At 53.2% G+C, this 25587-nt stretch carries 26 protein-coding genes; 14 read left to right on the top strand and 12 right to left on the bottom strand.

Annotated elements, in window-relative coordinates; all coding sequences use genetic code 11:
- Positions 1-27: 27 nt before the first annotated feature.
- Positions 28-1101 carry a stalk domain-containing protein gene (locus tag E6C60_RS14850; RefSeq protein ID WP_233281251.1) on the top strand — a complete coding sequence of 358 codons (1074 nt, stop codon included), beginning with the start codon at positions 28-30 and terminating at the stop codon, positions 1099-1101.
- A 377-nt stretch (positions 1102-1478) separates the two neighbouring features.
- Here the strand turns inward: E6C60_RS14850 and E6C60_RS14845 are convergent, their stop codons facing one another.
- The 4 genes from E6C60_RS14845 to E6C60_RS14830 all read right to left on the bottom strand — a co-directional run bounded on the left by E6C60_RS14845 (position 1479) and on the right by E6C60_RS14830 (position 5593).
- A complete protein-coding gene (locus E6C60_RS14845; protein ID WP_175415316.1) occupies positions 1479-2681 on the bottom strand; it encodes a GerAB/ArcD/ProY family transporter in 1203 nt (400 codons plus the stop codon).
- A 20-nt stretch (positions 2682-2701) separates the two neighbouring features.
- Complete coding sequence (locus E6C60_RS14840; RefSeq protein ID WP_138226552.1) at positions 2702-2914, bottom strand: hypothetical protein; 213 nt, start codon at positions 2912-2914, stop codon at positions 2702-2704.
- A gap of 100 nt (positions 2915-3014) precedes the next feature.
- Positions 3015-4154, bottom strand: a complete 1140-nt coding sequence (locus E6C60_RS14835; RefSeq protein WP_138226551.1) for a Ger(x)C family spore germination protein — start codon at positions 4152-4154, stop codon at positions 3015-3017.
- Positions 4151-5593, bottom strand: coding sequence for a spore germination protein (locus E6C60_RS14830; protein ID WP_138226550.1), 1443 nt, complete (start codon positions 5591-5593; stop codon positions 4151-4153). Before E6C60_RS14830 ends, E6C60_RS14835 begins: the two co-directional genes overlap by 4 nt.
- 215 nt (positions 5594-5808) lie before the next feature.
- On the opposite strand from E6C60_RS14830, the gene E6C60_RS14825 reads away from it, so the two are divergent.
- Positions 5809-6252, top strand: coding sequence for an RrF2 family transcriptional regulator (locus E6C60_RS14825; RefSeq protein WP_138226549.1), 444 nt, complete (start codon positions 5809-5811; stop codon positions 6250-6252).
- A 97-nt stretch (positions 6253-6349) separates the two neighbouring features.
- Complete coding sequence (locus E6C60_RS14820) at positions 6350-6991, top strand: nitroreductase family protein (RefSeq protein WP_138226548.1); 642 nt, start codon at positions 6350-6352, stop codon at positions 6989-6991.
- Between the two features lie 98 nt (positions 6992-7089).
- Here the strand turns inward: E6C60_RS14820 and E6C60_RS14815 are convergent, their stop codons facing one another.
- The 3 genes from E6C60_RS14815 to E6C60_RS14805 form a co-directional block, all read right to left on the bottom strand.
- A complete protein-coding gene (locus tag E6C60_RS14815; protein ID WP_138226547.1) occupies positions 7090-7362 on the bottom strand; it encodes a hypothetical protein in 273 nt (90 codons plus the stop codon).
- Positions 7363-7421: 59 nt separating this feature from the next.
- A complete protein-coding gene (locus E6C60_RS14810) occupies positions 7422-8711 on the bottom strand; it encodes a Tle-like phospholipase domain-containing protein (protein ID WP_138226546.1) in 1290 nt (429 codons plus the stop codon).
- A 75-nt stretch (positions 8712-8786) separates the two neighbouring features.
- Positions 8787-9089: a hypothetical protein gene (locus tag E6C60_RS14805; RefSeq protein WP_233281023.1), complete on the bottom strand. Its 303-nt coding sequence runs from the start codon at positions 9087-9089 to the stop codon at positions 8787-8789.
- 398 nt (positions 9090-9487) lie between these two features.
- On the opposite strand from E6C60_RS14805, the gene E6C60_RS14800 reads away from it, so the two are divergent.
- From E6C60_RS14800 to E6C60_RS14770, 7 genes are all read left to right on the top strand, one after another.
- Positions 9488-9850, top strand: a complete 363-nt coding sequence (locus E6C60_RS14800) for a PadR family transcriptional regulator (RefSeq protein ID WP_138226545.1) — start codon at positions 9488-9490, stop codon at positions 9848-9850.
- The gene (locus E6C60_RS14795; protein ID WP_138226544.1) at positions 9847-10533 is read left to right on the top strand and encodes a permease prefix domain 1-containing protein; all 687 of its coding nucleotides are present in this window, start codon (positions 9847-9849) and stop codon (positions 10531-10533) included. Before E6C60_RS14800 ends, E6C60_RS14795 begins: the two co-directional genes overlap by 4 nt.
- Positions 10530-11099, top strand: coding sequence for a DUF4825 domain-containing protein (locus E6C60_RS14790; RefSeq protein WP_138226543.1), 570 nt, complete (start codon positions 10530-10532; stop codon positions 11097-11099). The genes E6C60_RS14795 and E6C60_RS14790 overlap by 4 nt, the downstream gene beginning before the upstream one ends.
- 147 nt (positions 11100-11246) lie before the next feature.
- A complete protein-coding gene (gene fabV, locus E6C60_RS14785; protein WP_138226542.1) occupies positions 11247-12437 on the top strand; it encodes an enoyl-ACP reductase FabV in 1191 nt (396 codons plus the stop codon).
- Positions 12438-12532: 95 nt separating this feature from the next.
- Positions 12533-13486, top strand: a complete 954-nt coding sequence (locus E6C60_RS14780; protein WP_138226541.1) for an ROK family protein — start codon at positions 12533-12535, stop codon at positions 13484-13486.
- Positions 13483-14640: an N-acetylglucosamine-6-phosphate deacetylase gene (gene nagA / locus E6C60_RS14775; RefSeq protein WP_138226540.1), complete on the top strand. Its 1158-nt coding sequence runs from the start codon at positions 13483-13485 to the stop codon at positions 14638-14640. Before E6C60_RS14780 ends, nagA begins: the two co-directional genes overlap by 4 nt.
- 81 nt (positions 14641-14721) lie before the next feature.
- Positions 14722-15144, top strand: a complete 423-nt coding sequence (locus E6C60_RS14770; RefSeq protein WP_138226539.1) for a DUF4395 domain-containing protein — start codon at positions 14722-14724, stop codon at positions 15142-15144.
- Positions 15145-15446: 302 nt separating this feature from the next.
- Here E6C60_RS14770 and E6C60_RS14765 read toward each other — a convergent pair whose 3' ends face one another.
- Both E6C60_RS14765 and E6C60_RS14760 read right to left on the bottom strand, forming a co-directional pair.
- Positions 15447-15935, bottom strand: a complete 489-nt coding sequence (locus E6C60_RS14765; RefSeq protein ID WP_138226538.1) for a hypothetical protein — start codon at positions 15933-15935, stop codon at positions 15447-15449.
- A 43-nt stretch (positions 15936-15978) separates the two neighbouring features.
- Positions 15979-16521 carry a hypothetical protein gene (locus E6C60_RS14760; protein WP_138226537.1) on the bottom strand — a complete coding sequence of 181 codons (543 nt, stop codon included), beginning with the start codon at positions 16519-16521 and terminating at the stop codon, positions 15979-15981.
- 259 nt (positions 16522-16780) lie between these two features.
- Between E6C60_RS14760 and E6C60_RS14755 the strand changes: the two genes are divergently transcribed.
- Positions 16781-18889 carry a sensor histidine kinase gene (locus E6C60_RS14755; RefSeq protein ID WP_233281022.1) on the top strand — a complete coding sequence of 703 codons (2109 nt, stop codon included), beginning with the start codon at positions 16781-16783 and terminating at the stop codon, positions 18887-18889.
- On the top strand, positions 18889-19587 hold the full coding sequence (locus E6C60_RS14750) for a response regulator transcription factor (protein WP_138226536.1): 699 nt from the start codon (positions 18889-18891) through the stop codon (positions 19585-19587). Before E6C60_RS14755 ends, E6C60_RS14750 begins: the two co-directional genes overlap by 1 nt.
- An 11-nt stretch (positions 19588-19598) precedes the next feature.
- Here the strand turns inward: E6C60_RS14750 and E6C60_RS14745 are convergent, their stop codons facing one another.
- From E6C60_RS14745 to E6C60_RS21175, 3 genes are all read right to left on the bottom strand, one after another.
- A complete protein-coding gene (locus E6C60_RS14745; RefSeq protein ID WP_138226535.1) occupies positions 19599-20774 on the bottom strand; it encodes a mannitol-1-phosphate 5-dehydrogenase in 1176 nt (391 codons plus the stop codon).
- Between the two features lie 48 nt (positions 20775-20822).
- On the bottom strand, positions 20823-21491 hold the full coding sequence (locus tag E6C60_RS14740) for an HAD family hydrolase (RefSeq protein ID WP_138226534.1): 669 nt from the start codon (positions 21489-21491) through the stop codon (positions 20823-20825).
- A gap of 310 nt (positions 21492-21801) precedes the next feature.
- Positions 21802-22008 (bottom strand): hypothetical protein, encoded by a 207-nt coding sequence (locus E6C60_RS21175; protein WP_138226533.1) that lies wholly within the window; start codon positions 22006-22008, stop codon positions 21802-21804.
- Between the two features lie 12 nt (positions 22009-22020).
- On the opposite strand from E6C60_RS21175, the gene E6C60_RS14730 reads away from it, so the two are divergent.
- Positions 22021-23772 (top strand): sensor histidine kinase, encoded by a 1752-nt coding sequence (locus E6C60_RS14730; protein WP_138226532.1) that lies wholly within the window; start codon positions 22021-22023, stop codon positions 23770-23772.
- Positions 23769-25304: a response regulator transcription factor gene (locus tag E6C60_RS14725; protein WP_138226531.1), complete on the top strand. Its 1536-nt coding sequence runs from the start codon at positions 23769-23771 to the stop codon at positions 25302-25304. The genes E6C60_RS14730 and E6C60_RS14725 overlap by 4 nt, the downstream gene beginning before the upstream one ends.
- The last annotated feature ends 283 nt before the right edge of the window (positions 25305-25587 follow it).

The raw sequence follows: 25587 nt of genomic DNA, 5'->3' as shown, positions 1-25587 counted from the left end.
CGGGTTACAGGAAGGATATGTGTGACAATGAATAAACTGATCGGCTCCTTGATGGCCTCAATCCTGCTCTCGACCGTTATTCATTCGGGAGGAAGCGTGAATGGAGCGGCTCATAGAGAGCAGCCCCACACGATGGATTATTATATAGATCACCAGATGGTAAGCGTAGAGGTTGCACCTGCAGTTCAGCAGGGGGAGCTTTATGTTCCTGTTTATTTAATGAAGGACTGGCGGGGGATCTCTCTGAAGTGGAACCACAATGCCAAGGAATTGAGCATGACAGCAGACGGTCAGCGCTATGCAGTGAAGAGCGGCAGCGCAAGAGTTTCCCTTCCGGATGGCAGCTACTTCACCTTAAAGTCTCCGGTATATATTGAACACAATCGAATGATGGTTCCACTATCTTTGTTTGAACAGATTTCCGGCGGAAAGGCGAGTGTCAGCGAGGATCCTAAAGCGCTTGTCATTGACAGCCGCGGCAAGCGTCCTCTTGCTTACGGGGAAGCAGACAAGAGCATTGCAATATACGGAGAGTGGGAGCAGGAAGGCCGCTATCAAGCGCTGACCCTGGACATGAACGGGAACCAGCATACGTATCCTTGGGCAACGCCCGTCTCCTGGAAATCATCACCGCAGCTGCTGGATATGGATGTGAACGGAGATGGAAGCTCCGAGATCGTTGTGCTGCTGAATCAGGGCTCGGGTACGGGTGTGTATGCCCAGGACGTTCACGTCATCCGGGCGGATTTTTCAGAGGTGTCCGTGGAGTCCTTCCACGACATCCTGAAAGAGCGGGTGGTTTCCAGTATTCAGCATCAGGAGGGAGTCCTGCTGTTGTCTGTGCAGGTGGATGGCGAGGAAACCCGGCTTGCCCTTCCGGATGAGGAAGGAAGCCGTACGAACTTTACTCATGTTGGATTCGGGTCGGTGGTATACCATGCTGTAGAGGACGGCAGGCTGGTGCTGCGCCTTGCGGGAAGTATTTCCCCGAGTGAGTTCATTGGGGAGTTGGCAGTGGTCTATGGCTGGTCGGAAGGCAGGCTGGCTGCAGAACAAATTTCCTTTACGCCATACGATGAATATATGCAATATATGAAATAATGGACGCTTAACCTTAAGAGGCTATCCCAGCACCATGGGCAGATAAAGTTAATCCATGGTGTAGTGAATGTACAAATGAAACCGCTCCTTTTTAGATGGTTGCTAGACACTTCCATTCTATTAAAGAGCGGTTTATTTGTGTTACCTGTTTTTTTGGGGGATGGATATGCACGAAGCAGCGGAGAGGACGAAACGATTCCGGACCAGCGGTAGCGGTCGCCTTTGCCCCCAAATTTCTCCCTTGCTAGAATAAATTCAAAGAAATTTGGGGCAGCAGCGAGGGGAGGAATGTTTCGTACGCGGAGCATCTCACAACAACAAACGAGGCCATCCCGCAAGACCCTAGATCTTTTGGGACAGCCCCTTTTTAATCCAGCTTATGCTTGCTCAGCAGGCAGACTGGCGCCAGTCGAGGGACTTTCGCCGGAGGAAGGGCTCTGCTGGCTAGAGTTATTTCCGGAATCAGAATCGGATGCTGCGCTGGAAGAGCCGGGCTTGGATATTCCTCCCCGAAGCTTTAACACGATCCAGTAAATGACAGGAATGCAGTCTACGAGCAGCCAGAAAACAACGGCGACCATGGAATCGAAATTTTCCTGATACAATGCCGGGTTCTGTGCGAATTGATAAGCGGCCACGCTGGCGGTGCCGCCCAGCAGGGTGATAAACGGTTTTTCCATTTCAGAGTCATGGATGGACAGCAGCCTTGTCATGATCCGGGCCCCAACCTGCAGCAGAAAGGCGCTGTGAATAAACATGGAGGTTGCCCACAGTCCAATAATGAGCGGGTCGGCATTGCCGAGGACGCCGGTAATGGAGCTGCGCATGAGCTCAATCAAGGGATACTGGATCTCGCTAGACAGCTTCAGCCCCAGGTTCAGCAGAATCAGCACCCATTCCAGCAGCACGGACAAGGTTAGCAGCAGAATGGCACAGCTCAGATTGCGAAACGCTCGCCGGTCCATCTGGATTAATGGGGCCAGAACCAGGAACACGAACCATTCCCCGATAAAGGATAAGGTGATAAAAATCCCTTTGGCTGCATCGCCGTAATGGGTATGTGTAATCAGTCCGGGCAGCCAGTTAAAGTGGGCGTCACCAGCGAACGTGGAGAGCACCAGCACCAGCGTCGCGAGTGTAAGGAAAAACAGTCCATCCGCCATATAAATCAGCGGCACGAGACCCCAGCGGGCTGTGATGATAATAACGGGGCCGAGAATGAGCTGGATGACCCATTGTGGTGTGGCTCGCATATAGTTCGTGCCGTAGAATAGCGTGTAGCTTTCAATGTCAATGGCTACGTAGATGATGACCCATAATATAATGATTACCAGAAACAGGCGGTGAGGCCACTTCCCGACAATCTGCTCGCCGAAATTCAGCCAGGAATCCTGGGGAGAAGCTTTTCCTACGGCCATGGTGCACCACAGGATCAGGAGGCTCAGTATCAGTGCGCCAAGCACGGAGATCCAGCCCAGATAGCCGGCCACGGTCAGCAGGGTTGGCAGCAAATAAGCCGTCGGCTGGGTGTTCAGGTATATGAAGGCGAACCGAAATAGCTGCCAGGGAGTTTGGCGCATCAATGCTTCATCCTTTCCTGCTACATGAGATCGGTCCATCCCAGCACCAGATTGAGCAGGTCGAAGGGATTGGGCCACCATTCAAGCTGGGAGGCTGCGGCATTCCAGCCGAACAGCGGAATCATAAACCACAGCATTTTAGTAACATTTCGTTTTTTCTGCGGGCTGCCAGAGCTTCTTCGGAGCAAATACCAGTCCAGCAGCGCGAGTGAGCAAAAGATCATACAGTACATGCCGCAGTCCCTCTCCTTCAGGTGATGGCCGATCTAGCTGCATTCTGGCTTGATTTCTTCATTGCAAATCTTCAAATTGGTTATCAAAAGAAGGCTGCGGCTACATATCGGTATTCCGAATTTTAATATGCAGCTTGACCTGAAACTCAATATCATTTTTATAGTGGTTTCCCCAATCCTCTCTCCATTTATCCCAAAGGTGGGGATATTTAGCCTCAAGTAGCTGGCCTACGCCGAGCACATCAGCCCCGGCTTCCTGGGATACCCGCAGAGAGGCTGTCAAATCCTCATGAAGCTGATCCTTCAGCTCCTGGATGATCAGTTTGTTCGTCTCTGTAGCTTCTCTTTGCTGGTCGTCCTCCAGAGAGAGCACATCTCCCGTACCATCGAGCTTCAGCTGAACGACAGGGCCTGACGGGGTCATCGTGATCTGCTGGCGGGATTTGCTGTTCGTCATCAGTACGCTGGCCTTGCTCTTGCCTCCATCCCAGGTTACATAATAAACCGGCCTGTAAATCGGTGTATTGCGCCGGCCAATTGCCCAGGAGGTGACCTTGGACTGTTCTTCATTGAGAGTAGCTTTGGCTTGAAGATCATTAAACAGTTGAATATTACCGACACTGACCCAATTGCTTGTTCCCTTGGCATCTTTAACATTCAGCTGGCTCAGCGCGAAGCCGGTGCCTTCCAGATAGGCGGATAGGCATTCCTTCAAGGTCGTGCCCAGCAGATTATTCTGGACCGCAAAGCGCATCAGCACGGTAGACGGCAGCGATTCAAAAACGGGCTCCAGCTCTGCCACATCTTTGGCCTGCTTGGTGGAGGACATAATAAAGGTGCTGAAATCCAGCGTACGTTCCCGCAGTACCCAGTTGAACAGCTCCTCCATACCTGCTTCGGCCATCGTGCTGCCTACGACGATAACGCGCGTATGGCTGAAATCAAGTTTACGTGTCATTTGGCGCTGTAATTTACCGACGGCAAGAGGGAGGCTCGTTCCGGAGCTGTCTGCCAGCGAGAAAGGCTCTCCTTGTCCCCCCGAGCTGCCCGCCTGCTCGCCAGAACTGAGACGGTTAGGCAACGGGCTCGCGATCGTGACCTTGTATTCCCCGGTATCTTTGTCCATATCGACGAATAAGGACAGCACAAACACCTGGTCATTGATCTCAATCTTGGCCATACAGCCACACAGAGGCAGGAGGCAGAAGAGCAGCAGCCATGCTCTGAGGATGCGCTTCATTTAGACGTCTGCCTCCTTTTATCCTGGGCATGGTAAGCGTCGGGGCGCTTTTTCTTCTGAGATGACGGAGCGCGGTAGATCATATCCTTCCAATCCGAGAACACGAGCGGCGCCAGCGGCTGCAGGTACGGTGTACCGAAGGTGTTCAGGGAGCACATTCTGGAGTAAATCACGAAGCTGGCTGCAAGAACGCCTAGCAGCCCCAGCGTACCACCAAGAATGAGCAGCACGAAGCGCAGGAGCCGCAGTGAGATGCCGAGCTCATAATGCGGCACGATAAACGTCGCGATCCCGGTAATTGAGACGACAATGACCATCGGTGCCGACACCACGCCGGCGGCTACTGCGGCCTGGCCGATGACGATGGCTCCGATAATCGAAATCGTCTGTCCGACCGGCTTGGGAATGCGGGCGCCGGCCTCCCGCAGGGCCTCAAACGTCAGCTCCATCAGCAAGGCCTCGATTAACGCCGGGAACGGGATGTTCTCCCGGGCGGATGCTATGGTCAGCAGAAGCTCGGTCGGTATGATCTCGGTTTGAAAGGTCGTGATCGACACATACAAGGAGGGCAGCACGACAGAAATGACGGCAAACAGCAGCCGGACCAGCCGAATCCAGCTGGCATAAATAAAGCTTAAATAATAATCCTCCGAGGATTGAAGCAGGCTGAAGAAGGTGACGGGCACGATCTGCGCGGAAGGCGTCCCTTCCAGCAGAATGCCGGCCCTGCCTTCGAGAATAGCGGATGCAACAGAATCCGGGCGCTCAGTATACTGAAATTGGGGAAAGCTTGTCTTCCGGCTGATTTGAAAATACTCTGACACATTGCTGATCCCGAACACCCCGTCGGTATCAATCTGCTGGAATTGCGCCTCCAGTGTCTGGAGCACCTTGGGATCGCATAAGCCCTCGATATAGACGACGTACAGCGGCGTCTTCGTATAACGTCCGAGCTGAAATTGAACGATTTTCAGATCGGGGTGGCGGATTTTATGGCGAATGAGAGAAAGATTGACGTCCACATCCTCGATAAAAGATTCCCGCGGCCCAATGACGACCTGCTCATTCTGGGATTCCTGGACGGCACGCTTTTGATATTTGGGAATGCTGAACAGAAACGCCTCGGATAGCCCCTCCACCACGAGCACGGCATGGCCGGAGGCCACGGCTTCGGCGGCGCTGGCCGGATCGCTGTTTTTGCTGGCAGGCCAGGAGAAAAAAGAGCTGTCCTTCAGGCAATCCTGCAGAGGCAGGGCATCGCCCTGGTTGAGACGCAGGAGAGGCTGGACGATGCTGTCCTGCAGCAATGCTACGTTAACGATAGAGCGGACATAAATAAAGGTGCACTGCACCTGCTGAATCTGGACCGGGAAATAGGTGACATCATCATTATTGTGAAGACAGGAGCGGAGGTCAGAGAGCAGGCTGCTGGATGACATAAATAATCATTCCCCCTTGAAAACCTCAATATGGAAAGCTTAGGTTTTTATAGGATGCCGGGAAGCGGCGGGGGTTATGCATGGCGTGATAGGCTGTTGATGCAGCCTCTCGGCAGATCAGGGTTGCCCGGGGCAGTCTACTAGGGTACAATACGGGGATAAAACGATGGACTGGCTCTGAGGTCCATTCAACGTATACAAGGAGGGTGCCGTTCATGATGAGCAAGAAACCCATTGGCTGCCCGTCCACCTACAAAAGCTTCAGTCTGGCCCTGCAGGCGCTCACGACCTTGGCCGTTCATGCAGGAACTTGCTCCAGCAGCGATCTTGCAGCGAGCCTCAAAGCAGATCCTACCTTGTTAAGGCGGATTCTTAAAGCATTATCCCTGGAGGGGATGATTGAATCCCGGGAGGGACGGGACGGAGGCTACCGTTTCGTACGAAGTGCGGATCACATTACCCTCGCCGAGGTATACAGCTGCCTGCATATCCACCGCGCCGTAACCGACAGCATGCTGGATGCCGCGAAGGAGCATTGCGGAGGTGCAGCGCTGAAGGCGGTATTTTCCGAGGTGCTGGACGAGATTGAACAGAGCACGATGAAGGTGCTAAGCTCGTATACCGTAGGGGACATGGTGCGTAAAGCAGAGACAGGTTGACAACAAATTTCATCATGGTATATACTGTGCAAAAAAGAACACAGATAAGCACGTCTTAAACTGTGCATAATCATACACAATTAGAGGAGTGGAGAATATGTCTACTGCAACATCCCAGGATTTCTTCAAGGTGATCAAGGAACGTCATTCGGTACGCAAATACGACCCGAGCGTTAAAATTTCCCGAGAGGAAATGACTGAAATTTTGGCCGATGCATCCCTGGCACCGTCTTCCAGCAATCTGCAGCCTTGGCGCTTTCTCATTATTGACGACCAGGAGCTGAAGGAGAAGCTGCACCCGATTGCTTTTAACCAGGAGCATGTCCTGACCTCTTCGGCGGTGATCGCTGTGCTGGGCGACATGAAATGGTATGAGCAGGGCGAGAAGATTTATACGATGGCACAGGAAGCAGGCCTGATGACCGCAGAGGTGAAGGAGCGCTTTGTGAACAACGCCCTTAACCTGTACTCCGGCCTGAGCGAGGAGATGAAGAGCAGCATTGTGGATGTGGATTCCGGTCTGATTTCGATGCAGCTGATGCTGTCTGCCCGCGCACGCGGCTATGACACGGTTCCTATGGGAGGATATAATAAGCAGCAATTCGTTGAAGCCTTCGGCATTCCGGCCCAATATCGCAGCGTTATGCTGATTGCGATCGGCAAGGCTGCAGAGCCGGCACGGGCAACGAATCGTCTGCCGTTGAATGACATGGTGTCCTGGAATTCCTTCGATCTGTAATCATAGATTCCCAGCTAATAACCCAAAAAGCTGTCCCCAAAGATCATGAGATCTAGAGGGGCAGCTTTTTTTTCGTAATTCTTTATTTTGTACATGCTTCAGGAGGCTCCATCCACTTGTCTCATATGCTGCACGTAACGAACCAGCTCCAGCTTTTGCCGCTCAATGTCCTGAATGCGCCGGGCAAGCTCGGAGAAGAACACTTCAATCTGGTCCCGCAGCACGTTCGCAGATTGTCCCTTCCAGTCGCTCAGCGAATTGTACAGCACCCGGGCTTCCTGCTCATCTCGATGGAGCCGGCCGATCAGCGCCGATAATTCCCGTTCGGCCTGAAGCAGCTCGTTCAGCTCTAGCCGTATTTCATGATTCATTTCAAGATCCCTCCTCAGGCGCGGTGAGGCGGCTGACGCGCAATGATGAATGAATGGCGTCAACCGCTCCGGTCCGTCTGCTCGAACATATCTGCTTTATGCTTGATGTAGCTTACGATGTCTCCTGTATGCTGCACATGCCACTGGCTCATAGAAACGACAGACTGATCCAGCTGCTGCACAATCGGGGTGAGCCGGGTACTATGGCTTGTGAACATATAGCGGTTCATCCGCTGGCGGATGCCCTGCAGCTCGTGCTGGCATTGCAGTGCATTGCTGTTCCAGCGCTCTGCCACACTTCTCAGCTCTGCCGGAGTGACTTGTATGCTTCCGGCTCTGGCGCCTGCTGCAAGCCCTGCCAATGAGCCCCCGGCCAGCCCGGCCAATGCGGACAGGGAGCCGCCGAGACTATGAGCCGTGTCGGCAAGCCTGTCAAAGATGCTGCCACCGGGAGCCAAGCGGGGCGGTGACACCTCTTCGCCGGTCACGGGATCAAAAATTTGGTTGGCAAGGGTACCGTTCTCATCAAACTGATATCGGTCCAGCTGATGATAGTTCGGTCCGCTGAAGGAATTCTTGGCCTTGTCAATCAGACTTACGCCGTCGTTCGCGGCCTCATAGCTGGAGTCAATGTAATAAGTGGAGCCGACATGCCGGTCATAGCCGCCCAAGGCTCCGCTTCCTACGACGTCACCAGGATGCACATAGTTAATAATCTGACCGTCAAAATGACCGTTCTCCGCTTTACTCCGCATATCACCGGTCAGGTTCGGAACGACCGACGGGGCACTGAACGTGACCGCATTCATGCCGGTATATGCCGCAGCGTATTGCGCGTTCCCGCCGCCAAGGGAATGACCGGTCAAAGTAAAGTGGTAATCACCGTATTTGTTCTTCATCTCCTTGGCGTAATCCTCGGCCTGATAGAACTGGTTGCTCTCCGGCAGCACATTGACATTCTTGTCGACAAACTTGACGACGTTATCCTTAAGATGATCGATATGATCGAGCCCCGTAAATTCCTTGAAGCTGTTAATCGGTCCGTTCAGAGGATTGGCGGCCTCTATACGGCTGCCGATTTCTCCGGCTCCGATGACGCCATCCTGTATCAAATCCGGTACGAGATGCTGTGCGGACGCGCTGCCCTCAGTTCCGCGATAAGCGATGACGGCCTCGCCCGAGCCCTTATGAATGAACGTAACGGCATCAAAGCCGGAGCGGGAATAGCTTTTGAAATCCTCGGCGACCTCCCAGCCGGGGAGATCCTCCAGCGTCTCGCCTTTCTTCAAATCAAGGTAGGCGGCCTCGGACATTTTGCGGTACGTTTCGTCATCGACATGTGAGCTCATGACATCTCCCTCCTTACTTATAAAATATGCCTGTACGGGGCGACTTTATCTTGTTGCCTGCTTTTCGCGCAGGAGTTATTTGCCTTCTACGGCCTTTTTCAGCTCCGGGCTCAGCACGAAATTGGAGGTTTCCTGCGTGTTATAGTTCACGGAAATCTTAAAGCTTTGCTCCGGCTTCCCGGTGACATGTCCTTCCAGATTCACTTTATCAGCGACGGTGGAGGGCATGAGCTTGGCATCGGTAATTTCAACATCGAGGTTGTATTGATCCTTGAGATAGCGAATGGCGGAGCTTTCGGCTTGCTGTCTGGTTTCGCTGCTGATTTCTTCAGCAGACATTTCATTGCCGCTCTGTGGAGCGGAAGCTGGTCTCTCCATGTCCTGGCACCCTCCAAGCAGTAAAATAAGCAGCAGTGACCCTGCTGCGTAATGCAATGACTTCTTCATCATTCTTGTCCTCCACTCCTTAATATAGGTTGGCTTTGAGGCAGCCTCTTGCTGATCGCGCTACAGATCGCAGCCATTCAAGCAGTAAACAAGACATGAATTCGCTATTATCATAATCCAGGATTTGGGACGATTCAACTGTTTGCGAGGTTTCGGGATCAACTTTGGTGCCTGAGAGGCAGGGAGCTTGGGTCTTTAGCCTTGATGGATTTGGATCTGGGTCTGGGTCTAGGTTCTAGGTTTCCCTCAATATAGATGACAGTCATATTACTTTGACAGACATAGTTCTCTGTGTTACATTACACTGCGAGAAGAGGAGGTAGGTGTGATTGAGCGTCCCCATACATAACAGCGATCTGATCCGAGGCAGCATTGATATGTTGATCCTGAACCTGCTTTCGGAAAAAGATAACTACGGTTATCAGATTATTAAGGAAATGCTGGTGCGCAGTCATCACCAGTTTGAATTAAAGGAACCGACGTTATATTCCAGCCTGAAAAGACTGGAGAAGCAGTCCTTGATTATCTCCTATTGGGGAGAGGAATCTCAGGGAGGACGACGCAAGTATTATCGCCTGACCGGAGATGGGGAGAAGAGGCTGAGTCAGAGCCGGGAAGAGTGGGTGGCGGCCAGGGACGTTATTGATTTGTTAATCGAAAAGCCGAGGAGAGAAGGGGGAAGCGGTTTATGAATAAGTCCAAGGAGCTGGAGCGCTTTGTAGAGCAGCTGTTTGCAGGTCGGCGCAGCACGCCAGCGGTGGAGGAACTGAAATATGAAATTCTGACCAATCTGGAGGACAAGGTACGTGATTACGTTGAGCAGGGCGTGAGTGATGCTGAGGCGATCGCGGCTGCGACACGGGATTTGGACTCTATTGAGCCTTTCCTGGAGGAGGATGGACGTCAGCCTACAAATCTCAGCTCCTTGGCTCGTGATCTGCTGCAGCATGGACTTCTATTGCTGCTGCTGGCATGCATTGTGACCTTGCCGGCCCGGTTAAGCTACTCCGGAAGCATGCTTCACAACGTCCTGCTTCTGCTGGCGGGAATACTTGGGGCGGGGTATGTCGTGTACGCCATTGTGGAGCCGAGAAGGAGCGCAATCATTGTAAACATACCGGTTAAGCTGCTGTCTGCCATCAGCCGGTGGACCTGGCTGCTGTGGGGAGCGTGGCTGGCGGTCGTAACAGGCTTTGCCCTGCTGCTGCGGTTTGGCAGTGACCTGTGGTTTGGGCGAGGGCTTTTCTTCAGCGGTCCTTATGAGCTGTACGCACTGGCAATGGAGCTGCTGGCGCCGCTGGCCGCCATCTGCATTCCGCTCCTGGTGGGCAGAGCCCGGCGGCGGGTTTCCTTGTATGAGGTGAGCAGACCATGAGGAGGAAGGATTACTGGATTGCAGCCCTGTTTGTTATCGCCTTAGCAGGTTTTTTTTACATGGAAGGAGAAGTAAAGCCATCGAGGGCGCTTGATGCTGCACGGTATGAGCAGGCTCAGCAGGATCCGCTTACGCACGACATTCATGCTGCCTTGCAGCAGCGGGGGAAGTATATGGGGAGCGTTTCTACCCTTACCGGCCTGAATCAGGAGCTGCCTTACCGGGATCTGGAGTATACCTATCAGCTGTATCCGGAGAAATTGACCGCCCAGCTTCACTTCAAGCGTCCCTCTGACGAGGTAGAGCAAGGTTTCTTTCGAAGAATGATCATGTACAATGCTACCGCCAATCTCGGACTGGTCGATAACATGGAGGCGATGGATTTTCATTTCCCGGATGCCGTCTATAGCGTACAGCGAAGCCAGCTCATGTCCTGGTACGGCCTGCATTCACATGCCGAGCTGACGGAGATTGAGGTGTGGAAGGCTATTGTGCAGGAGCAGGTGCGGCGTCCGGACAGGGTGGATGCTTTTTACGAGCAAGTGGTAGAGATATCCGTTCCATAGGGGAGAATGGCTGATTGGATTATTTTTGTGCAAAAGGTTTAGCCGGGCCTGAAAAATTGATAGAATGAAATAGACTCGCTTAAGATCAGGTCCTAATTCATGCTGGATCACGAACGACCATTACGAGGTAAAGAGGGGAAATGAAGGATGATCATTAAACCGAGAACGCGCGGTTTTATTTGCACCACGGCACATCCTGCGGGATGTGCGCGTCAGGTCGAGGAGCAGGTGAAATACATTCAGGCCCAGCCGAAATGGGAAGGACCAGTCAATGTGCTGGTGATCGGCGCCTCTACCGGCTACGGACTGGCTGCGCGGATTACAGCGGCTTTTGGTGCCGGTGCGAGCACAATCGGAGTATACCGTCCAAGCCAGGGAACCGAGAAGCGCACCGCATCGGCAGGCTGGTACAATTCGGCTGCGTTTGAAGCTATGGCGAAGGAAGCCGGGCTGAAATCGCTCAGTGTAACGGGGGATGCCTTCACGGATGAGACGAAGCAGAAGACGGTTCAGGCTATTGCGAGTGAATTGGGCCAGGTCGATCTCGTGGTGTACAGTGTCGCTTCGGCGCGCCGTACGGATCCCGTGACGGGAGAAACGGCGAATTCCGTGCTGAAGCCGATCGGCAAGCCGTTCACGAACAAAACAGTGAATTTCCATACCGGAGAAGTGAGTGAAATTACGCTGGAGCCAGCTAGCGATCAGGAAATTCAGGATACCGTAACGGTGATGGGCGGCAGTGACTGGGAGCTGTGGATCAAGGCGTTGCGTGACGGCGGCGTGCTGGCCGACCATGCCACAACCATCGCCTACTCCTACATCGGATCAGAGATTACCATGGCGGTGTATCGTGACGGCTCGATCGGGCAGGCAAAGGATCATCTGGAGGAAACGGCGCATCGGCTGAACGAGGAGCTGTCCAGCGGCGGCGGCCGTGCCTTTGTATCGGTCAGCAAAGCGCTGGTAACGCAGTCCAGCTCTGCGATCCCGATTGTACCGCTATACGTATCAGCACTGTATAAGGTGATGAAAGAGAAAGGGATTCACGAGAACTGCATTGAGCAGAGCTACCGCTTGTTTGCAGAACGGCTGTACAGCGGCAAAGAGGTGCCGGTCGATGAGAAGGGCCGCATCCGGATTGACGACTGGGAGCTTCGTGACGACGTCCAGCAGGAGGTTGCACAGCTGTGGGAAGCTGTGACCAGCGAGAATGTGGAGGACATTACCGATCTTGCGGGCTACCGCAAGGAGTTCTTCCAGCTGTTTGGCTTTGAAAGTGACGGTGTGGACTATGACGGAGATACCAATCCTGTGGTGCCTATCGAGAACGTGCGCTAGACAACCATAGAGCATGATCAGAAAGCGGGTTTCTTCATGAGAGGCCCGCTTTCTGTTTAATCTGGCTTTGGAGCTAAAGGGAGAGGGAATGCGCAATGAAACAGTTAAGCCTTGGACTGGACATTGGCGGTACCAATACCGTCATCGGCTTATTTAATGAGAGCGATGAGTTAATATCCAAATCAGCGATGAGAACAGAGCATCAGCAGGGTATATCGGATTATGTGAAGCGGCTGAATCAGGAGATTTGGAGCCTGCTGGAGCAGCAGAAGCCGTATACACTTGCCGGCATCGGTGCAGGGGTCCCGGGGCATCTGCACGCGGAGACAGGAACCGTGCTGCGGGCGCCAAATCTGGGATGGTATGATGTCAAGCTGGGATCGCTCCTGGAAGAGCACTGGAGAGTGCCGGTGGCCATCGACAATGATGTGCGGATGTACGCCTGGGGAGAATACGCTGCGGGTGCAGCGCGCGGCTGTCAGAACTTCATCTGCGTAACGCTCGGCACGGGCCTGGCCGCAGGAGTAGTGATGAACGGAGGACTGATTCGGGGCGCACACGGCTATGCCGGAGAGATCGGACATGACCCGGTGGAAGGAAACGATCTGCCGTGCAAATGCGGGAAGACCGGCTGCCTGGAGACGATGGCATCGGCAACCGGGATTGCGCGTCTTGCTGAAGCGGCCATGAAACGTGGGCAGAGAAGCATACTGCAGGATCAGGCAGCTGCCATCTCGGCCAAGGACGTATGTATTGCCGCTGAGCAGGGGGATGCTCTCGCTCTGGAGGTGTTTGAGAACATCGGGTCGGTGCTGGGAAGAAAGCTGGCCACGATGACCTATCTGCTGGACCCGGAGCTCATCGTGGTCGGCGGTGGTGCCGCCAACGCCGGTGAGATGCTGCTGGCTCCGATACGCCGCACGCTGCATAGTCTTTATCCTAAAGCCCATCAGCCGGACGTGGTTCAAGGACAGCTGGGCGATTCGGCCGGGCTGTACGGAGCGGCACTGAGCCTGGCAAGCGTGCGGGGGGAGGGAAACCAGGCATGAAGACGCTATGGAAAAATGCAGATATCATACGGCCTGGCCAAAGACTGTCCGGGGGACAGCTGCTTATTGACAGCAATGGGGTCATTGAGGCCATCGGAGCCCGGATAGAATGTCCATCGGAGCCGCTGCAAGTCCGGGACGGAGAAGGCTTAACGCTTGTGCCCGGCTTTATTGATGTGCATGTTCACGGCGGCGACGGCTGCAATGTGATGGATGCGCAGGAGGTGAGCCTGGAGAGAATGAGCGTCTTTCATGCGGCTCACGGTACGACAGGCTTTCTGGCCACGACGAATACCTCCAGCCAGGAGCACATCGTGTCGGCTCTGTCCTGCGCCGCAGGTGTTATCCAAAAGGGCACGGGCGGTGCTGACATTCTTGGAATTCATCTGGAAGGGCCCTTCATCAGCCTGAAGCGCAAGGGAGCCCAACTGGCTGACGATGTGCGCAATCCTTCACCGGAGCAGATTGAAGAGCTGCTTCAGGCAGCCGAGAATCGGATCAAGCTTGTCACGCTGGCGCCAGAGCTGGAGGGAGGCATGGACGCCGTGGAGCAGTTCCTGGCTGCAGGAGTTACGGTCTCCGCCGGCCATTCCGACGCTACCTTCAAGCAGATGGAGGCAGCCGTCGCGCTGGGCGTCAATCACACGACGCATCACTTTAACGGGATGAGCCCGCTGCATCACCGCGAACCGGGACTCGCCGGAGCAGGACTGCTGCTGCCGCAGCTTACCGTCGAGCTCATTGCGGACGGGTATCATGTTCATCCGGCAGTCGTGAAGATGATGTATGATCTCAAGTCCTCTGACGGCATCTGTGCCATCACAGACGCGGTAACCAGCTGCGGCCTCCCGGACGGGGATTACGGGCATAAGGTGATGAAAGATGGACTAGTCTATTTAAAAGGGACGGATACGTTGGCCGGAAGCTCGCTCACCATGATCCAGGCCGTGCGAAATGTGCTGGCGTTTACCGGTCTTGCACTAGAGGACATCATCTCTTCCTTTACTTCGGTGCCGGCAAGGCAGATCGGCGTCGATGGCTTCAAGGGCTCGCTAGCGCCCGGAAAGGATGCCGATTTCGTGGTGCTGGATGCCGGGCTGAATGTGGTCTCCACCTGGGTCCGGGGAAAAGCGGTGTATGAGGCGGGAATGTAATTTTTTCCATTGTCATTCGTGACGGGGTTGACTATAATCAACTTGATTAGTTTAATTCCTATCCGGAAAGTTGGTTTATAGATGAAAGAGATTCCCGTTCCATATGTAAGAAGCAATCAGGCAGGAATTGTGCTTATGGTTTCCATCTTTCTCGTTACGCAGTCTGCGACGGTGATTGCCGCTTTGCTGGCGATTCAGGCGGCAGGTCTGATCTTTGGTGTCCGGGGTAATCTGTTTGTCCGGCTGACCCGCACGTTTCTGTCCGGGCGGGTTCGCCGCTCCGGAACAGAGGCTGCCGAGCTCCAGCGCTTTAACAATACGATTGCGGTCAGCCTGCTGGGGCTATCCTTACTGAGCCTTCTGCTAGGCTGGACCTGGGCAGGGAACGTGCTGGCCGGCATGACAGGAGCGGCAGCGCTGGCTGCGCTGCTGGGATATTGCATCGGCTGCACCGTCTATTTCCAGTACAAGCAGTTTCGGGCACGCCGGCTTCAGCGGGGATAAGGTTCTGCTGGGCTTATAAGGCAGACGGCTCGCTCACCTGCAGCAAAGCTCAAAAGGCTGTCCCGCCGGATCACAGATCCAGCAGGACAGCCCTTTTTTACATGCTCTCATGCTCCGGGACACCTCGATAATCTCCGGGGGAGGAAATTACTTCGTGGATGCCGCGGCGTTTCTCAGCTGCTCATTCAGCTTCATTGCATCGACAATGCGGCCAAAGCCGCTGCCTTTTGTTACATCTTTCATACCATAAATTGGTGGAACCATTCTGCTCACCTCCCTTCCTGTACGGATATGGTGTCACCTCAGTAAACCCTTAAATCATGCAGCAGCCCCTGTAGATCTGCAGCATATACATTTTCTGTGCGTCCACGGCGCTGTGTCACATCAACCAGCCTGGCAAATTTGCGGTATAGTCGGTTTACATATAAATTGTCCGCAGCTGCGAAGAAATACATAGACTTAACTTCCTTGTTATTCTCTAGGATGTACTTGATCAAATCCTGAAGTCCGTAATAGAACACGCTGGTACTGCGATACTTCTCTTCCAAAATGGCCGCATCCACAAACACGGTCCCTTTCTCTTCCTCCGTACGGTACTGTACAAAGCCGATCAGATGCTCCTGAGCATTGTGATAGGTTATAAACTGAAAATCATTCAGCGTCGTTAAGATGTGGAATAGCCCGTCCTGGAGAGAATAGCTTCTGTCAAAATCCCGGGTATGGTTGATATAAAACCGCGTTAAACCCGCATAATCCCGGTCCGTAGAGCAATGTCTTACTACAGCTCTCATCCTTGCCTTGCGCCTCCTTTTCTCTCTTGAAGCCGAAAATTCACTAGACGGTAAAGCCTTGCTGCCTGTCCCGGAGGATCGCCGTACCCAGTAGATAGTCAAAAAGTTCTTCGACCGTAACCCGGTACCCTTCCATATCACCGCTTGGTGCTCCTTCGACCTTCAATGGGACCGCAAACTTGGAGAACAGTCTCTGGCTTCTGGCATCTCCGGGCGCCCAGAATTGAATGTCTGTTACCTCTTCCTCCTGATCATGCAGATGCTCCGCCAGAAACCGGAGGCCCTCCACAAACCAGCGGCTGACACGATAGGCTTTATCCAAATAGGCGGCTTGAATCTGGATCATATGACGGTCCTGATAATCGTGCTCCCCGGTTCCGTGAATATAACTGAATGCTCCGCATATCTGATCCTCCTCGTCATAGCACAGCATGGCTGTACCTGCCATCAGAAGGGGACTGGCGAGGTAGCCCAGGGCTGCGGAGAAGCTATATTTTAAATTCAGATCCTCATAGCGGCTTAGCAGAAAGTCGATATAATGGTGCTGGGATCTTTCGGTACAGCAGACCGTGAAATAACCATTCATGATGGAACCCCCTACTATTTTCCTAGCTTTTCGTTCTTTATGCCCGGTTGTAGCTTTCCTGTAATCCATAGTACCTATAGATGTTTAAGTTTTGTTTAAGTAATGGCAAAAAATGATGCTTTCTGTCAGCATCGATGAGAGTCCCCTGATATAATATAACTAATTTAGTTTCTGTAACCGGAGGTTACCTGCTATGAGGCTTGTCCAGTTCGAGCGAAAGGACAGACGGCGGCTTGTCATGTACGGCCTCGCTGCTGTAATGTTGGGCGCTATTATCATTCTTGCCGCACAATTAAATCCAAAGTTCAAAGACATGGAAAGCCCGGACACTTCAACGATCATCGTGGCACCAAAGCAGGGCTATGCCGACTTGTCGGCATGGAACCCCGGCAGTCAAGGGACTCTTTTGCTGGATGGGGAATGGGAATTTTATTGGGATCAGCTGCTGGAGCCGGCGGACTTTGCTTCGAATGAGCCTTCCAATCTGGATCCGCTATGGGTTCAGGTGCCAATGCCGTGGACGGAATACATCATGAATGGACAACCTCTGCCTCACGAAGGCTATGCTACATACCGACTGCAAGTGCTGCTGCCTAAAGCCTGGACCGCCCCCCGCCAGACGCTCGGCATTTACCCGAAGAGCATTGCTTCGGCATATGAGATCTGGATTAATGGCTCGCTGAGGGGCGGCAACGGAACGGTGGGAACCGAGCGGGAGGACACCCATCCCAAAAGCTATCCCGATACGATTTATTTCGAACCTGTAACGGGCTGGAATGATATTGTGATTCAGGTTGCGAACTTTCATCAGCGCAACAGCGGAATCTGGCAGGGAATGGAGCTCGGTACCTCGGAGTCGATCTCCAGGCTGCGGACGTCCCGGGTGGCGGCCCAAATTTTTGTGATCGGGATTTTTTTCATGATGTCAATGTATTATTTCTTTGTGTATTTCAACCGGAGAAAAGAGGTTTCTGTGCTCCTGTTTGGCGGTCTCTGTCTATCCGTGGGTATCCGGACCATCGTATTGGGTGAATCCACAGCACTCTACTTTCTGCCGGGACTGTCTTGGGAGTGGGCGGTCAAGGCGGAGTACATCTCGATATCAATGGTTGCGCTCACGCTTATTTTCTTCGTGAACCGGGAGTATCCGCAGGAGTCAGTGTCCTGGGCGCCTCGTACAGCGGGGATTGTGCTTGCCGGCTTTATCCTGTTCTTTCTGCTGACCCCTGCCCGGATCTACACCCACTATTTGTCGCTGTTTATTTGGGGTCTGCTGTTTCCGGTTCTGATGTACACGCTGTTTGTTTATATCCTCTCTGCCGTGAGGCGCAGAAGAGGCTCACTCACGACGGCGCTCGGATTTCTGTTCTTCACGCTATTTGCACTCAATGACATGCTGTTTTACACCGGCCTGCTGGCAACCGATGATCTGCTGTCCATCGGTCTGCTAGGCTTTCTGATCACGCAGGCGTTGAATTTATCCGCGCGCTTCTCCCGGGCGATTGCGGAGAAGGAGCAGCTGGCCGAGCAGCTTTGGCAAAGTAACCGTTCCCTGGAGCGGACGGTGGCAGAGAGGACGTATTCTCTGCAGCAGAGTAATGCCAGTCTTCAAGAGGCCAATCACAAGATGGCAGATTTGGAGAAATTCCGCGTCCGGCTGCTGTCCAACATCTCGCATGAGCTTGGCACACCGATTACGTCGATCAAGGGCTTTGCCAAGGCGCTGCGGGATGGAATCATAACGGCTGATGCGCCTAAATATGCCAACCGGATCTATGAGCGCTCTATTCTAATGGAGCGGATGATCCATGATCTCATCGAGCTGAGCAAGCTGGAGACAAATCAGATCACGTTCCAGATGGAGGAGCTTGCCCCCGTTGTTTTTTTCAAGGAGCTGTTTCAGAAGTATGAGTGGGAGATCGAAGACAAAGGCATTCAATGCGTTATCCTCGTTCCGGCAGAGCCTGCGCTGCCCTGGGTTCTTTCGGGTGATCCGCTCCGCCTGGAGCAGGTGCTGTCTAATCTGATTTCCAATGCACTCAGGTTTACCGAGCCGGGGGGCTGTATTACACTGCGTCTTGTGCTGGGTGGCATCGAAGGAAACAGACCTGCGGCGCTGGTGACTGTAGAGGATACCGGGATCGGAATTGAGCCCGAGCTTCATCAGCACATTTTTGAACGGTTCGCCCAGGCGAGACAGCCTTCATCCAAAGCTCAAGGCTCCGGATTGGGGCTGGCGATCTGCAAAGAGATTGTTCATTACCATCATGGAGAGATCAAGGTCAGGAGCGATCCGGGAAAAGGCAGTGCTTTTTGCTTGGAGCTGCCATTGAAGCTTGCACAACAAGGGGAGGTGCACAGTAAATAATGAGCTATGAGGAGCAGAAGCAGATCCTCATTGTGGAGGATGACGCGGACATATCCGACCTGGTGTCTATTTACTTACGCAATCAGCAATTCAGCACCAGGATCGCATCCACAGTTACCGAAGCATCCATTTGGCTGCAATCTTCAAGCTTTCATCTCATCATTTGCGATATTATGCTGCCAGATGGCAATGGGACGGAATGGGTCAGGGAGTGGAAGAGCAGCCGAGACATTCCAGTAATATTTCTAAGCAGCCGTAACGAGACCGAGGATATTGTTGAAGGGCTGGAGCTGAGTGAGGACTATATTACTAAACCGTTTGATCCGGATGTTATGGTAGCGAGAGTGAGGGCACGATTAAGAAGGCCCGGCATTCCGCAAGGGAATACAGAGCCAACTGAAAAAGTATGGAGTGATGGACGCCTGCAGATTTTCTTCGAACGCTGGGAGGTACGGCTGCAGGGGGAGGTATTGAATCTGCCGAGTAAAGAGCTGCAGCTTCTGCTGCAGCTGGCGGCTCATCCCGGAAGGGTGTTCAGTGTCGAGCAGCTGTTCGATTCCATCTGGGGGCTTGAAAGCGGCAGCGATCACCGAACCGTGATGGTGCATATCCATCATCTTCGCCGCAGAATTGAAGAGAGCGAAGTCCGATACATTGAAACGGTAAGGGGGATCGGCTACCGATTTCTGAAGCGCTGAGCCGCCTGGGCTTACGTTGCGATGATCTCGTCCGCCGTGTGCGATTTTAGCTCCTCGTAGGCAGCAAGCAGCTGCTTGTGCACAGGGTGATCCGGATGGATGCCCATATGCTCATGGATCACCTTCGAGACGCCATGCTCTGCAATCCGCTGCTGCAGCGCTACCGCTTCCTTATCGGCAGGGTCATGGAACATCAGGGCTGCTGCAATCGCAGCTTGAAGTCCCGGCGTTTCAATACCGGCATCATAGGCCTGCAGAAGAGGTCGAACGAGACGATCGTTCGGTGAGAGCTTGCGCAGCGGTGAACGTCCGACGCGAGTCACCTTATCACTGAGATGCGGATTGGCGAAACGCGCCAGAATGGCATCTATATATTGCTGATGCTGCTTCGCGTTGAAGCCGTGCTTGGTCGTAATCAGCTGTCCGGTTTCGTTCATCACCTGGCGGACCTGTGACACAAGCTGGGGATCTTTCATGGCCTGGCGGATCGTGGTGAAGCCCTGAAGAGAGCCCAGATACGCGGCGCAGCAATGCCCGGTGTTCACGGTAAACATTTTTCGCTCGATGTAGGGCTCCAGCGAGTCCACATAATGCACGCCCTTGATCTCCCGGAAGCCCTCCAGCAGGGCCGGACGGTGAATTACCCATTCAAAGAAGGGCTCAACCGTAACCTGCAGCGGGTCCTGATGCTTCTGCAGCGGGACAATCCGGTCAACAGCAGCGTTAGGAAAAGAGATGCATGTATCGGCTTGCTGGCGTTCTGCTTCACTTAATAGCGGATACACATGCTTCTTCAGCCGGGTACTTCCGGCGATCGCATTCTCACAGGCGATAATGTGCAGAGGCTGAGACACTTTCTGCTGCAGCCGCAGCGAGATGCCTTGCGCTATGGAACGGGCGATATCCTTCAGGGCATTGACGCCCACAGCGGTTGTAATGATTGCGGCCGAAGCGATCTCGGCAGCGACATGCTCTTCTTCATGAATGCTAATCGCGGTAACATTGCTGACCAGTGTAGTATCCTGCTCGTCGTTGGCCAGCGTGATCGGGTACTCCTGCCGCTTCTGCAGCAGGGCAATCTGTTTCTGATTTCTGGCGACAAAACAAACCTCATAATCCGAGGCGGACAACATATGGCCGATAAACCCGCGGCCGATATTGCCCGCACCAAAGTGTACGGCTTTCATCTATGAATTCCCCCTTGAATGATCAGATCTGTTGGATGTCAGTTTCATTTATACGGTGTTAGCGAGCGGCTTGGTTAGCAAATCGTTGAATTCCAGCTCAGTCAGGCAAGAGAGGCGCTGGTGCGGCATATCAAACTCCAGTGTACCGGTAATCGTGTTCGGGATGACGACACAATGTATGCCGGCCGCTGCCGCCGCCCGGGCTCCATTAGGTGAATCCTCAATAGCCACAGCTTCATCAGCAGTCACACCCAAGCCTTCAAGAGCTTGCGTATACAGCTCAGGATCCGGCTTTACATTTGCGACATCGTCCGCCGTGCGGATCACCTCGAAATAGTCAAGCAGGCCCAGCTGCTCCAGATGCTGCTCTACCCAAGAGCGGGTCGAGCTTGTCGCGAGTCCGATTTTCAGTCCCTGCTCCTTGGCCTGCTCTAAATAATGAAGAATGCCGGGACGTACCTGCTCCTGATTCATCAGGGCGGCATGCTTCAGCTGAATGGCTTCGCGGAAAGCCTCCTTATCGAGCGGCAGGTTCAGCTCCGTCATTAAATATTCGTAAGGATTAAAGGTCTTAAGGCTGGTGCCGATGCATTGGGAATACATTTCCAATGTCAGCTCCACACCATGCTTCTGGTAGGCATCGCGAAATGCGCTGTACCACGCTGTCTCCGTATCAATAATCGTTCCGTCAAAGTCAAAAATCATCGCTTTAATCATCCGATAACCCTCCTGTTCAAATTTCGTATCTGTTTGTTCCCTCGTACTCATTTGTCTCTGTTAGATTAGGTGACGTATTCGATGTGAAAAATCATGTAAAAGTGATGAAAACGCTCCGTGCAACTACTAAAACCGTAACATAGGACAAAGAAAAGGGTCAACCGTGTGACAAATCATAACACAAGAAAACAAGCTATATAAAGCGCTTACAATATAAATGGATGAAAACCGCAGACTCCCTAGTACTTCTAAGGATGTAAGCGGTTATATTCTTCCAAATGGAAGTCCTTCTCAAAAAAAATGAAAAAAATTACGCTCTCCCTTGCTTGCCGGCATGAATCGTGCCGGGATGAGGGGATTCGACATGGAGAAGACAGGGAGAATCATCCTCATTCAATTGGGCCCATTGAAGCGTTGCTACTTCGGCCGCGATGGTGGTACACTGAGTGCCAAAAGCATGAGCTAAAGACAGGGTGTGGTCATCATCTGGAAGCTTCGCCGTTTTTATTCTAATCATTTAAAGAGGAAGATGTTTAACAAAATCGTCGTGCTGTACTCTACTGTAATGATCGTGCTGTTCGGGGTGGCGGCAGTGCTGGTGTATCAGTATCAGACCCAGCGTATTTTACAGGAGCATACGGAGGCCAACCTGAAATCGGCACAAGTGCTCAGCGTGTATCTGACCCGTCAGTACGAAGGCGTCCTTGGTATGTTTCAGCAGATTTACGGAGATGCGACGCTAAGTGATGAATTGATCTATTTCCTGAACAACGAATACGAGAATTATTTAAATTACCGGCTCGATCTCTATTACAAGAACGGCGAGCAGCGGCTCCGTTCCTTTACAACTTTGCTCAAAAATTACCTGGAGCAGGATCATGGTATCCGCGAGGTGTCCATATCCAGCAGCGTGAACCACTTCGTCATGAACTTCAGCCGCAAAAATCAGGAGCTCATGAATGAAAACGCTTCCGGTGAATCTCGGACCAGTCATCAGCAGCGTAATCCGCAGGGCTGGAGCTTTAACCGGGAAGAGGATGTCTATGTGTACTCACGGGAGCTTCGGGATCCATGGACATTGAAGCAGGCAGGGGGCATCAGCGTGAAGTTTGACCACCGGCATATTGAGGCATGGCTCGATAGCCAGGCCTCGGTAAAAGGCAGGCTGCTGGTAATGACCTCGCAGGGTGGCGTTTTGTATGATTCGAAAGGCGTGTATGGTGGTCAGGTGTATCCGTACGGGCTGAGCCGAAGCCCCGGGGACGAATGGGTGATGCTGGATGAGCCGTCGAAGGCGAGAGTGCTACAGCTTGGCAGCTCGGGGCTGTCCGTGGTGGGGCTCGTTTCGAGATCCTCCATTGAGTCGGGCACGAAGAATCTGAGAGACGGCTTGCTGATCATCACACTGGCTTTTATCATGGCGAGCTTTGCCATTACGTTCACGATCATTTCTAAATATTCGAAAAAGGTCCAGCGGATCATCCGGTCCATGAACCGGATCGGGGAGGGAGATTTATCCACCCGTATTCAGATGCCGGGGGAGGATGAGCTGCAGCAGATTTCAACCCGGTTTAATGACATGGGCGATCGGCTGGAGCAATATATTGACAAGATCTATACCACAGAGCTCAAGCAGAAGCAGGCGGAGCTGGTGGCGCTGCAAGCACAGATTAACCCGCATTTTTTATACAATACGCTGGAGTCGATTCGCATGAAGGCTTACGTTCAGGGAGCGCGGGAGGTGGGGGATATGATTTACAGTCTTTCTGTCATGTTCAAGAGCATGGCTAAGAAAAGCACTGTGGTTACCCTCTCCGAAGAGCTGGAGCTCTGTAAGGTGTATCTGAATTTGTTCGAAAAGCGTTATGAAGGTCAGCTGCGCCACACACTGGAGGCCGACCCGCAGCTGCTTGGCTGCTCCATCATCAAACTGCTGCTCCAGCCGATCGTGGAGAATTACTTCGTCCATGGCTTCCGCCCGGCGGAAGACGAGAACTGGATCGGAATCAGCGTGGAGCAAGACGGGAGCTATATTCTTCTTACGGTAGAGGATAACGGCACCGGCATCCCTATGGAGCGTCTGGAGGAGATTACTCATTCGCTGGAAGGTCCTGTTGCTCCTATGGACAAGGACTATGCCTCTATCGGGCTGAAAAATGTTCATGACCGGATTCAGATCAACTATGGCTCGGCATGCGGGGTCAGCATTCACAGCACAGAAGGTCAGGGCACCAGGGTCATATTAAAAATACCGATGATGGCAAGAGGGGAGACAGCATGAGAAAGGTATATTTTGCAGATGATGAGCCGCTCATTGTTCAAGGCCTGAAGGCAATTCTGGATTGGGGGAAATACGGGCTGGAGGTCGCGGGAACAGCGCGAAATGGCGAAGAAGCTCTGACGGAGCTGCTGGAGCAGCCGGTGGATCTGCTGATCACAGACATTATGATGCCAAGGTTGAACGGCCTGGAACTGATCCGGCGTGTCAAGGAGCGGCACCCCGGCACCAAATGTATTGTGTTAAGCGGCTACGAGGAGTTTGAGTACGTAAAGACCGGTATTACGCTTGGCATTCATAATTATATCCTGAAGCCGATCAATCTGGAGGAGCTGGAATCTACGGTAAGCCATATCGTGCAGGAGTGGGAGCGCGAGGGTGAGCGCCGTTTCCAGCTGGAGGAAGACTGGAAGGTGCTGCAAAGCCATGTGCTGCAGCGCTGGGTGCACGGCAGTATAGATCTGGCCGAGCTGCGTCAGCGAGCCGAGCTGCTCGCCCTGCCGCTCGAAGGCAGCTGCTATCAGGTCCAGGTCATCCGGACGTGGGTCGAAGAGGGGGAGGCCTGTCCGATCTCCCGGCTTGCGGATGAACTTCAGGCCATGCTGCTGGAGCGGGCGGACGAAGGCAGGCAGGCGATTGCTTTTTCCGACCATGAAGACCTCGTCGTGATTCATATCTGGCAGCAATGCCGACACGAGGAGAGCAGGTGCCAGTCGCTGCTGCCGGAGCTTCACGTGCTGCAGCAGCAGCACGGGCTGAGACTGTGGTGCACGCTGGGCAGGAGGGTCTGCAGGGAAGGATTGTCCGAGGTGGCTGCAAGCTATGAAGAGGGTAAGCGTCAGCTGGAGCAGGCACTGCTTGCGGCAGAGGCACCGTCACAGTGCACTGGGCTTCAGGAACTGCCGCCTGCGCCGGAAGGAGGGCTGGAGCTTTTTAAGAAGGTCATTATTGAGGGCGACCTGGAGGTCATTCAAGATCATATTCGGGAGGCGCTGCGGGTGGAGGCAGGTGTGTCCTTGGTATCCCGGGAGAGCTACTGGAATGCCGCAGTCCAGCTGATGCTTGCTGTCAAGGAACTGGAGAAGAACCCGGATTACAGTGAGGTGTTCATTCCGCTGCAGGACATTCACACCTTGAAGCAGCTTCAGGAGCATGTGCGGTGCATTGTGGAGAGCACCCTTTTGAAGCAGCAGGAGCAGGAAGAGGGGTACAGTCCTCACGTTTCCTTCCTGACGGCCCAGGTGCAGCATCACTATGGAGAGGAGCTTTCACTCAAGACCTTGAGCCATAGGATGGGGCTGCATCCCAATTATTTGGGCCATCTGTTTCAGCAGGAGGTGGGCGTCACCTTCTCGGATTATCTTAATCAGTTTCGGATTGAAAAAGCGACACAGCTGCTGCTGTACACGGATCAGAAGACCTCGGACATCGCGCTTCGTGTAGGCTATCTCGACAGCTCCTATTTCTATCGGCAGTTCAAAAAATACACCGGCGTTTCTCCGACGGAAATGCGAACGCGCTTCGCCCGGGTGTAACATCGTGCATGGAGCCGCGGCAGCGAACCGCGGCTTTTTCGTGCCCTGCAAGGCTCTCTTTGGTGAGCCGGCAGGTACATCTTTGCATTTTACGAAAGCGTTTTCGGAATAATCTTTAATTTGTACAGCTGATTCTTGGTTTTTTCAACTTGAGCGAGATAGCGCTTTCTTGACACAATAAGAGTACAAAAAGCACGTGCTGCAAGGCTATGGACCATCGGGACAGCCTCCTGCTTGCCAATAGGTCTTGAGGCAGCCTGATTAACATTCGTGCGCTCAGTAA

Origin of the sequence: Paenibacillus algicola, assembly GCF_005577435.1 — a bacterium.
In the GTDB taxonomy this organism is placed as follows: Bacteria; Bacillota; Bacilli; order Paenibacillales; family Paenibacillaceae; genus Paenibacillus_AQ; species Paenibacillus_AQ algicola.
Note: the sequence above shows the minus strand (reverse complement) of the source record. Positions and strands in the feature narration are given on the sequence as shown.

Coding starts and splice junctions, on each gene's coding strand:
- E6C60_RS14850 (WP_233281251.1), top strand. CDS start 28: ATGAATAAACTGATCGGCTCCTTGATGGCCTCAATCCTGCTCTCGACC.
- E6C60_RS14845 (WP_175415316.1), bottom strand. CDS start 2,681: ATGCGCCAAACTCCCTGGCAGCTATTTCGGTTCGCCTTCATATACCTG.
- E6C60_RS14840 (WP_138226552.1), bottom strand. CDS start 2,914: ATGTACTGTATGATCTTTTGCTCACTCGCGCTGCTGGACTGGTATTTG.
- E6C60_RS14835 (WP_138226551.1), bottom strand. CDS start 4,154: ATGAAGCGCATCCTCAGAGCATGGCTGCTGCTCTTCTGCCTCCTGCCT.
- E6C60_RS14830 (WP_138226550.1), bottom strand. CDS start 5,593: ATGTCATCCAGCAGCCTGCTCTCTGACCTCCGCTCCTGTCTTCACAAT.
- E6C60_RS14825 (WP_138226549.1), top strand. CDS start 5,809: ATGATGAGCAAGAAACCCATTGGCTGCCCGTCCACCTACAAAAGCTTC.
- E6C60_RS14820 (WP_138226548.1), top strand. CDS start 6,350: ATGTCTACTGCAACATCCCAGGATTTCTTCAAGGTGATCAAGGAACGT.
- E6C60_RS14815 (WP_138226547.1), bottom strand. CDS start 7,362: ATGAATCATGAAATACGGCTAGAGCTGAACGAGCTGCTTCAGGCCGAA.
- E6C60_RS14810 (WP_138226546.1), bottom strand. CDS start 8,711: ATGAGCTCACATGTCGATGACGAAACGTACCGCAAAATGTCCGAGGCC.
- E6C60_RS14805 (WP_233281023.1), bottom strand. CDS start 9,089: ATGGAGAGACCAGCTTCCGCTCCACAGAGCGGCAATGAAATGTCTGCT.
- E6C60_RS14795 (WP_138226544.1), top strand. CDS start 9,847: ATGAATAAGTCCAAGGAGCTGGAGCGCTTTGTAGAGCAGCTGTTTGCA.
- E6C60_RS14790 (WP_138226543.1), top strand. CDS start 10,530: ATGAGGAGGAAGGATTACTGGATTGCAGCCCTGTTTGTTATCGCCTTA.
- fabV (WP_138226542.1), top strand. CDS start 11,247: ATGATCATTAAACCGAGAACGCGCGGTTTTATTTGCACCACGGCACAT.
- E6C60_RS14780 (WP_138226541.1), top strand. CDS start 12,533: ATGAAACAGTTAAGCCTTGGACTGGACATTGGCGGTACCAATACCGTC.
- nagA (WP_138226540.1), top strand. CDS start 13,483: ATGAAGACGCTATGGAAAAATGCAGATATCATACGGCCTGGCCAAAGA.
- E6C60_RS14770 (WP_138226539.1), top strand. CDS start 14,722: ATGAAAGAGATTCCCGTTCCATATGTAAGAAGCAATCAGGCAGGAATT.
- E6C60_RS14765 (WP_138226538.1), bottom strand. CDS start 15,935: ATGAGAGCTGTAGTAAGACATTGCTCTACGGACCGGGATTATGCGGGT.
- E6C60_RS14760 (WP_138226537.1), bottom strand. CDS start 16,521: ATGAATGGTTATTTCACGGTCTGCTGTACCGAAAGATCCCAGCACCAT.
- E6C60_RS14755 (WP_233281022.1), top strand. CDS start 16,781: ATGTTGGGCGCTATTATCATTCTTGCCGCACAATTAAATCCAAAGTTC.
- E6C60_RS14750 (WP_138226536.1), top strand. CDS start 18,889: ATGAGCTATGAGGAGCAGAAGCAGATCCTCATTGTGGAGGATGACGCG.
- E6C60_RS14745 (WP_138226535.1), bottom strand. CDS start 20,774: ATGAAAGCCGTACACTTTGGTGCGGGCAATATCGGCCGCGGGTTTATC.
- E6C60_RS14740 (WP_138226534.1), bottom strand. CDS start 21,491: ATGATTAAAGCGATGATTTTTGACTTTGACGGAACGATTATTGATACG.
- E6C60_RS21175 (WP_138226533.1), bottom strand. CDS start 22,008: ATGATTAGAATAAAAACGGCGAAGCTTCCAGATGATGACCACACCCTG.
- E6C60_RS14730 (WP_138226532.1), top strand. CDS start 22,021: ATGTTTAACAAAATCGTCGTGCTGTACTCTACTGTAATGATCGTGCTG.
- E6C60_RS14725 (WP_138226531.1), top strand. CDS start 23,769: ATGAGAAAGGTATATTTTGCAGATGATGAGCCGCTCATTGTTCAAGGC.